Source organism: Streptomyces sp. NPDC006655 (assembly GCF_040703965.1).
Lineage (GTDB): Bacteria > Actinomycetota > Actinomycetes > Streptomycetales > Streptomycetaceae > Streptomyces.
In genome coordinates this window covers 65,869-72,995 of the sequence record NZ_JBEYJU010000045.1, presented here as the reverse complement: position 1 = coordinate 72,995, position 7,127 = coordinate 65,869, and the positions used below count along the sequence as shown (strand labels likewise).

At 73.3% G+C, this 7,127-nt stretch carries 8 protein-coding genes; 5 read left to right on the top strand and 3 right to left on the bottom strand.

Annotated features, from left to right (window positions below):
* The coding region (locus AB0958_RS25265) for a winged helix-turn-helix domain-containing protein (RefSeq protein WP_366892752.1) at positions 1-437 on the bottom strand (437 nt) is incomplete at its 3' end.
* 63 nt (positions 438-500) lie between these two features.
* On the opposite strand from AB0958_RS25265, the gene AB0958_RS25260 reads away from it, so the two are divergent.
* Positions 501-1,373, top strand: coding sequence for an alpha/beta hydrolase (locus tag AB0958_RS25260; RefSeq protein ID WP_366892750.1), 873 nt, complete (start codon positions 501-503; stop codon positions 1,371-1,373).
* Between the two features lie 89 nt (positions 1,374-1,462).
* Here the strand turns inward: AB0958_RS25260 and AB0958_RS25255 are convergent, their stop codons facing one another.
* On the bottom strand, positions 1,463-1,894 hold the full coding sequence (locus AB0958_RS25255; protein WP_366892749.1) for a DUF6299 family protein: 432 nt from the start codon (positions 1,892-1,894) through the stop codon (positions 1,463-1,465).
* A 261-nt stretch (positions 1,895-2,155) separates the two neighbouring features.
* Between AB0958_RS25255 and AB0958_RS25250 the strand changes: the two genes are divergently transcribed.
* The 4 genes from AB0958_RS25250 (at position 2,156) to AB0958_RS25235 (ending at position 5,553) form a co-directional block, all read left to right on the top strand.
* Positions 2,156-2,350 (top strand): DUF5999 family protein, encoded by a 195-nt coding sequence (locus AB0958_RS25250; RefSeq protein WP_358977785.1) that lies wholly within the window; start codon positions 2,156-2,158, stop codon positions 2,348-2,350.
* A gap of 114 nt (positions 2,351-2,464) precedes the next feature.
* The gene (locus AB0958_RS25245) at positions 2,465-3,277 is read left to right on the top strand and encodes a PaaX family transcriptional regulator C-terminal domain-containing protein (RefSeq protein WP_366892748.1); all 813 of its coding nucleotides are present in this window, start codon (positions 2,465-2,467) and stop codon (positions 3,275-3,277) included.
* 247 nt (positions 3,278-3,524) lie between these two features.
* A complete protein-coding gene (locus AB0958_RS25240) occupies positions 3,525-3,980 on the top strand; it encodes an ATP-binding protein (RefSeq protein ID WP_366892746.1) in 456 nt (151 codons plus the stop codon).
* A 247-nt stretch (positions 3,981-4,227) separates the two neighbouring features.
* Complete coding sequence (locus tag AB0958_RS25235) at positions 4,228-5,553, top strand: pyridine nucleotide-disulfide oxidoreductase (protein ID WP_366892745.1); 1,326 nt, start codon at positions 4,228-4,230, stop codon at positions 5,551-5,553.
* A 117-nt stretch (positions 5,554-5,670) separates the two neighbouring features.
* Here the strand turns inward: AB0958_RS25235 and AB0958_RS25230 are convergent, their stop codons facing one another.
* A complete protein-coding gene (locus AB0958_RS25230; RefSeq protein ID WP_366892744.1) occupies positions 5,671-7,110 on the bottom strand; it encodes an amino acid permease in 1,440 nt (479 codons plus the stop codon).
* Positions 7,111-7,127 lie beyond the last annotated feature (17 nt).

Here is a 7,127-nt window from a genome sequence, read left to right as displayed (position 1 = left end):
CATGGCTCGTCGGGGAAGTCGGCGTAGGCGGTGCCCCGCCACAGCTCCAGTGCCGCGCTCAGCTGCCGGGCCGCCTCGGCGGGCTCCGCCTCCGCAGCGCTCGCCACGGCCGTCTCGAACCGCCGGGCGTCCACGGCGTCCGTGCGCAGCGCGTAGCCGGGCCCGTCGGTGACCAGGAGCCGGGCCGGGGCGCGGGGCGGCCGGCCGGGCTCCAGGGCGCGCCGCAGGTCGCCGACGAAGGTACGCAGGGCGCCGACCGCGGCGGGCGGCGGCTCGTCCCAGAGGTCGGCGACCAGGCGGCCGACGGGGACGACCCGGCCGCGGGCGACGATCAGCCGGGCCAGTACGGCGCGGTGCCGGGGGCCCTTCAGGGCGAGCGGGACGCCGTCGCGCTCGGCCGAGACCGGCCCGAGCACCGCGAAGGCGACCTGGTCCATGCTCATCCGCCCACGGTACGTGCTGCTGATCGGCTGCTGATCCGGGCGCGGGAGGCTCGGCGCATGAACATCCCCGGTTTCCAGACCCACCGTGTCGAGGTCGCCGACGGCGTCCGGCTGCACGCCTCCGTCGGCGGCACCGGCAGCCCCGTCGTCCTGCTGCACGGCTTCCCGCAGACCCGCCTGATGTGGCGGCACGTGGCCGCCGCCCTCGCGGACGAGCACACCGTGATCTGTCCCGACCTGCGCGGCTACGGCGCCAGTGACAAGCCGGCCGACGCGGACGGGACGTCGTACGCGAAGCGGACCATGGCCGCCGACGTGGTGGCGCTCGGCCGGGAGCTCGGGCACGAGCGGTTCGCGCTGGCCGGGCACGACCGGGGCGCCCTCGTCGCCTTCCGGGCCGGCCTCGACCACCCGGACACGATCACCCGGCTGGCCCTCCTCGACGTGCTGCCCACGCTGGACATGTGGGAGGTGCTGCACGGCACCTCGGCAGCGGTCGCCTTCCACCTCTACCTGATGGCCCAGCCGCCCGGTCTGCCCGAGGAGCTGATCGGGGCGGCCCCGGACGCGTTCTTCGGCCACTTCCTCGACCTGTGGTCCCGTGACCCGGCGGCCCTTCCCGCCGACGTCCGGGCCGCCTACCTGGCCGCCTGCCGGGCGGCCGTGCCGTCGATCGTGGCCGACTACCGGGCCTCGGCCGGCGTCGACACCGAGCACGACCGCGCAGACCGGGAGGCCGGGCGCACCCTGCGCATGCCGGTCACCGTGCTCCAGCAGGACTGGGGGGCCGCCCTCGGCTACGACGCGACCGCGCTGTGGCGGGCCTGGGCACCGGACCTGGACCACCGCACGGTGGACTGCGGGCACTTCATGGCCGAGGAGGCCCCCGGTGAGGTGGTCGCCGCGCTACGGGGGCTGCTGGCCCGCTGACCGGCCGCCCCCGGGCACCCGAGCCGCCGTCGGGGAAGCGAGCCGCCCGGCCCCGGCAGCCGAGGGGGCCGGGACCGGGCGGTAGGGGGTCAGGCCTTGGCGAGGGTGATGTCCTGCTCCTTGGTGGCGTGGAAGTACGGCAGGGGCAGGCCGCCGGCGGGGCGCAGTTCCAGGACGGTGGCCTCCACCTGGGCCTTGCCGGGGGCCAGCTTCTCCGAGGAGACCTTGCCGGTGTTCTGCCACTTGTGCGCGGCGCCGTCGCACTCGGCCTGGGTGCCGCCGATGCCGTGCCGGAAGTTCGGCGAGTCCTGGCTGATCGAGGAGCTGATGAACACCGGCCCGGTGGCGTCGGTGCAGGTGTAGGTGCCGGAGAGGGTGACCGTGCCGTCGCCGGCGAGCCGACCGGTCGTCTCGACGGTGACGGATTCGGTGGGGTCGGCGGACGCGGACGCGGGGGCGGCGGTGACGCACAGCAGGGCGGCGGAACCGAGGGCCGCTGCGAGTACGGGGCGTACGGGCATGGTTTCCTTCCCGGAACACGGGGTGGGGGCATGCCCTGGATACCGGGCGGCCGGGCCCCGGAGCGTGACCTCACCCCTTCGGTGGCGCGTCCCGTGAGGGTTCCGTGTCCCGGCGGCGCGGCGACCGTCGTGACGGCGTCCGAAGGTTGTCCGCGTGTTGTCACAGGTCGCGGCGGGCGGTTCCCCGGCGTTCACGACGGGAGCATGGTCTGGGTATGCCGGTCGGCGACCGTGCCGGAGGCAGACCCGTGGAGGTGCGCCATGTGTTCCCACCAGTTCCCGAGCGCGACGGCCGACCGCGGCCCGGCGCACATCGTCGCCGCCCACCCCGAGCAGGGCTGGAGCCTGCTGTGCGACGGGGCGATCGTCTTCGACGACACGGGTGAGCTGCGCGCCGACGGCAGCGTGGTCCCGCCGCGCCGCGGCCCGGCCGAACGGCTCGCCGTCGCCGCCTGACCCGCCCCGGCCGAGGGCGAAGGGCACAGCCGCCGCCATCCGGTGGACTCCGCGACGCTGACTCTCATTCAGCCGGGCACCAGAGGTGACCAGCAGCGATGCCGGGGACCTAAAATGATCAACGTGCCCGAGCAACACGCCCCGAGGTCCCTCATCGTCACGCTCTACGGCGCGTACGGCCGCTTCCTGCCCGGTCCGGTGCCCGTCGCCGAGCTGATCCGGCTGCTGGCCGCCGTCGGCGTGGACGGCCCCTCCGTCCGCTCCTCGGTGTCCCGGCTGAAACGACGTGGGCTGCTGGTCCCGGCGAAGACCGCGCAGGGCACCGCCGGGTACGGACTGTCCGCCGAGGCACGACAGCTGCTCGACGACGGCGACCGCCGGGTGTACGCCGGGGCGCCCCCGGAGAACGAGGGCTGGGTGCTCGCGGTGTTCTCGGTGCCCGAGTCGGAGCGGCAGAAGCGGCATGTGCTGCGCTCCCGGCTGGCCGGGCTCGGCTTCGGCACCGCCGCGCCCGGGGTGTGGATCGCCCCCGCCCGGCTGTTCGAGGAGACCCGGCACACCCTGCGCCGCCTCGGCCTCGACCCGTACGTGGACTTCTTCCGGGGTGACCACCTCGGGTTCGCGCCCACCGCGGAGGCGGTCGCCCGCTGGTGGGACCTGACGGCGATCGCCAAGGCGCACGAGGAGTTCCTGGACGCCCACGAGCCGGTGCTGCGCGGCTGGGAACACCGCGCGGACACGCCTGCGGAGGACGCCTACCGCGACTACCTCCGCGCCCTCGACTCCTGGCGCCATCTGCCGTACACCGACCCGGGGCTGCCGACCGGGCTGCTGCCCGCCGACTGGCCGGGCATCCGCTCGGCCGCCGTCTTCCGGGGGCTGCACGAGCGGCTGCGGGACGCGGGAGCCGCTTTCGCCGGTCTGTGACCCACGCGGGTGCGATCGTCCGGGATCCGGCGGGCGGCGGCGGGCTGACCGGGCGCTTCGCGTCACAAGGTCACGGCGCGTCAATAAAGCGGTAACAGTGATGGGGGATGCGCGAGAGGCGCGATGGGCCGGGGTAAGCCCCCTGTCACCGGGACGAGGGTCCCGTACGGGGGGCACCGACGGCCCCCGGGACGGGGCCCGTACCATTCCTACAGTTGAAAGCAGGACAGCAGTGATCGCCTGCGCCATGAACGGACCAGCCGTGTACGAACCGCCATCCGCCTCCCCCGCCTCCTGGCGCATCGCGCTGCCGCACACCGTCGCGGCCGTGCCGGTCGCCCGTGCCCTGGTGCGTTCGGCGATGGAGGAGGCGGAGCACGCGGCGGACGCCGACACCGCCGAGCTGCTGACGGCGGAACTGGTCGCCAACGCGGTGGAGCACACCGCCGGCCGGGGGCCCATAGAGCTGGTCGTCGAGCTGCTGCCGGGGGGCTGCAAGGTCGAGGTGCACGACCCGGACCCGGCGCCGCCCGGCCATCTGACCCGGCCGGTGATCGAGGAGCCCGACCTCATGCAGGAGGGCGGCCGCGGCCTGCTGCTGATCCGCGCGCTGAGCTCGTCCTGCGGCCACCGCCCCACCGAGTCCGGCAAGGCGGTGTGGTTCAGGCTTCCTGTGGTACCGCGGCAGTGGCGTCCGGCGTGACGGGCGCGTTCGACCTGGGCCGGGGAGCCGGGCGCGGCGCCGGCGACCTCTCTCACGCGACGGGCCCGTACGAATCCTAGGTTGTGCCTCGCCGGCGCGTGCGCCCTGCTACCCCTTGACGACGTGCATGGCGTCCGCCGGCACTCCACGTCCGAAGAGAGCGGGACCCGTGAACGCCGCGACACCACTCCCCTCCCGAAGAGCAGTCGTCATAGGCGGGGGCTTCACCGCCATGCTGACAGCGCACGTGCTCTCAGCTCACACCGACGTCGTCGTCATCGAACGCGACACGCTGCCCGCGGAGCCCGAACACCGAAAAGGTCTACCTCAGGCCAACCACGTACACATGCTGTGGTCAGGTGGAGCAGAAGCCGTCGACGCTCTCCTCCCCGGAGCCCTCGCCGCTCTGGAGGCAGCCGGTGCCCGGCGGATACCGCTCACCACCGGCATGGTCGCCTACAGCCCGCACGGCTGGTTCCGGCGCTGGAAGGAAAGTCACTACGCCATCGCCTGCCACCGTGACCTCCTCGACTGGGTCGTCCGGCGTCAGGTCCTCGACGCACCCGACAGCGGCATCACCCTCATGCAGGGAACCACCGTGCTCGGCCTGACCGGCAGCCCCGAGGCAGTGACCGGTGTCGACATCAGTACGGCCGACGGCAGCCAGGACTTCCTCCGCGCCGACCTGATCGTCGACGCCAGTGGCAGGGGCTCCGGAACTCCGCTCTGGCTCGACAGCCTCGGCGGGCAGCGCCCAGCCTTACGCGTGGTCGACTCCGGGCTCGTCTACGCCAGCCGCCTCTACCAGGCCCCGCCCGGCCTGCCCGACGACTGGCCCATCGTCAACGTGCAGGCAGACCCGCGGGGAGCCGGTCCGGGACAGGCCGGCGTCGTCCTGCCCATCGAGAACGGACGCTGGCTTGTCACTCTCTCCGGTACGCGAGGGGGCGAACCCGGCAACGACGGCGACGCCTTCGTCGCCTTCGCCCTGGGGCTGCGCCATCCCCTCGTCGGCGAGTTGATCAAGAGGGCCGACCCGCTGGGCCCCGTCCACGTCACGCGCACGACGGCCAACCGTCGGCACTTCTACGAGAAGGCCGCCCTGCCTGCGAACCTCCTCGTCCTCGGCGACGCCGCGGCCGCGTACAACCCGACGTACGGGCACGGCATGTCGGTGGCGGCCAAGAGCGCGCTGACCCTGCGCGACATGATCCAGCGCCACGACTACGCAACCCCGGACTTCACCGGGCGCGTGCAGAAGGCCGTCGCCCGGCACGTCGACCTGGCTTGGACCTTCGCTGTCGGCACGGACGTCTTCTACAGGGGAGCGACCGAGAACGGCCCCACCCTGGGCGAGCGGCTGGCAGCGCGCTTCGTCGACCGTCTCACCCTCACAGCCACTGGCTCCGGCCGAATGGCACGCGACCTCACCGACGTCGTGACGCTGCAGAAGGGCCCTGAGAGGCTGCTGACGCCCAGCACTCTCGTCGCGGCAGCTCGGGGGCCGCTCAAGCCCCGACTTGCCGAACCGCCGCTGAGCCCCGAAGAACGCCGGGCCATCGAGTCCACCTGACCAGGAGAAGGGTCATGACGGACGACCGCGTCACGTGAGGCCTGTCGCGCGCGCAGCGGTGGACCGCCGCCGGGCGGCGTGCCGCTCCGCCGCCGCGGTGCCTACCGCCACGAGGGTTCAGATTGTCTGCGGATCCAGCTCAGGAGACACGTCCGCGGCCGCGCCCACCACGGTGGCCAGCGTGGAGTTGCGGCGTCCGTAGGCGAGGTAGGCCAGCAGGCCCACGGCCAGGAAGACGGTGAACTGGAGCCAGGTCGTCCAGCCGGTCTCGTACATCAGGTAGAGGCAGAAGCCGACGCCCAGCAGGGGCACGAACGGGTAGAGCGGGACCCGGAAGGTGCGGGCGAGGGCCGGTTCGCGGCGGCGCAGGGCGAGCACCGCGATGTTCACCACGGCCATGATCGCCAGGGTGCCGATGGTGCACAGGTTCATCACCGCGTCCAGCGAGGCGAAGGCCGCCGGGACCGCGAAGACGGCCGCGACGATCAGGGTGCCGGCCACCGGGGTGGCGGTCCGCGGGGAGACCTTCTCGAAGACGCGCGGGATCAGGCCGTCGCGGGACATGGACATCAGGATCCGGGTCTGCCCGTACATCACCGCGAGCACGACGGAGGCGATGGCGACGACCGCGCCGAAGGCGATCACCCCGCCGCCCACGGTGGACCCGGTGACCCGGTTGACGACGTAGGAGAGGGCGGCGGGACGGCCCGCGACCTGGCCGCCGCCGATGGCGCCGATCGCGGCGAGCGCGACCGCGCAGTAGAGCAGGGTGACCACGCCCATGCAGACGAGGATCGCGACCGGGATGTCCCGGCGCGGGTTCTTCGCCTCCTCGCCGGCCGTGGTGATCGCGTCGAAGCCGATGTACGAGAAGAACGCGGCGGTGGTGCCCGCGCCGATGCCGCCGAGGCCGGCCGGGGAGAACGGGACGAGGTTGCCGTCCTTGAAGGCGCTGAAGCCGATCGCGCAGAAGGCCAGCAGGATGGCGAGCTTCACGGCGGCCATCGCGGCGGTGGCCCGGGCGCTCTCCCGCACCCCGCGCACCAGCAGGACGGCGGCCATCGCGATGACGATCACCGCGGGGAGGTTCACGACGCCGCCGTCGCCGGGTCCCGCGGACAGCGCGTGCGGGAGCTGGAGCCCGGTGAGGCTGTGCAGCAGTTCGTTGACGTACTGGCTCCAGCCGACCGCGACGGCCGAGATCGAGATGCCGTACTCCAGGAGCAGGCACCAGCCGACCAGGAACGCGGTGGTCTCGCCGAGGCCCGCGTAGGCGAAGGAGTACGACGATCCCGAGACCGGGATCGCGCCGCCCAGCTCGGCGAAGGAGAGAGCGGTGAACACGCAGGTCACGGCGGCCAGGACGAAGGAGACGACGACCGCGGGACCGGCCTGGGCGACCGAGTCGGAGAGGCCGACGAAGATGCCGGTGCCGACGATCGCGCCGATGCCGAAGCAGATCAGCTGGAAGAGGCCCATGGTGCGGCGCAGGCCGTGGCCCGCGCGGTCGGCGCCGGATTCGGCGAGCAGCAGGTGCGGGGACTTGATGCGGGGCATGCGGGTGGTGCTCTCTC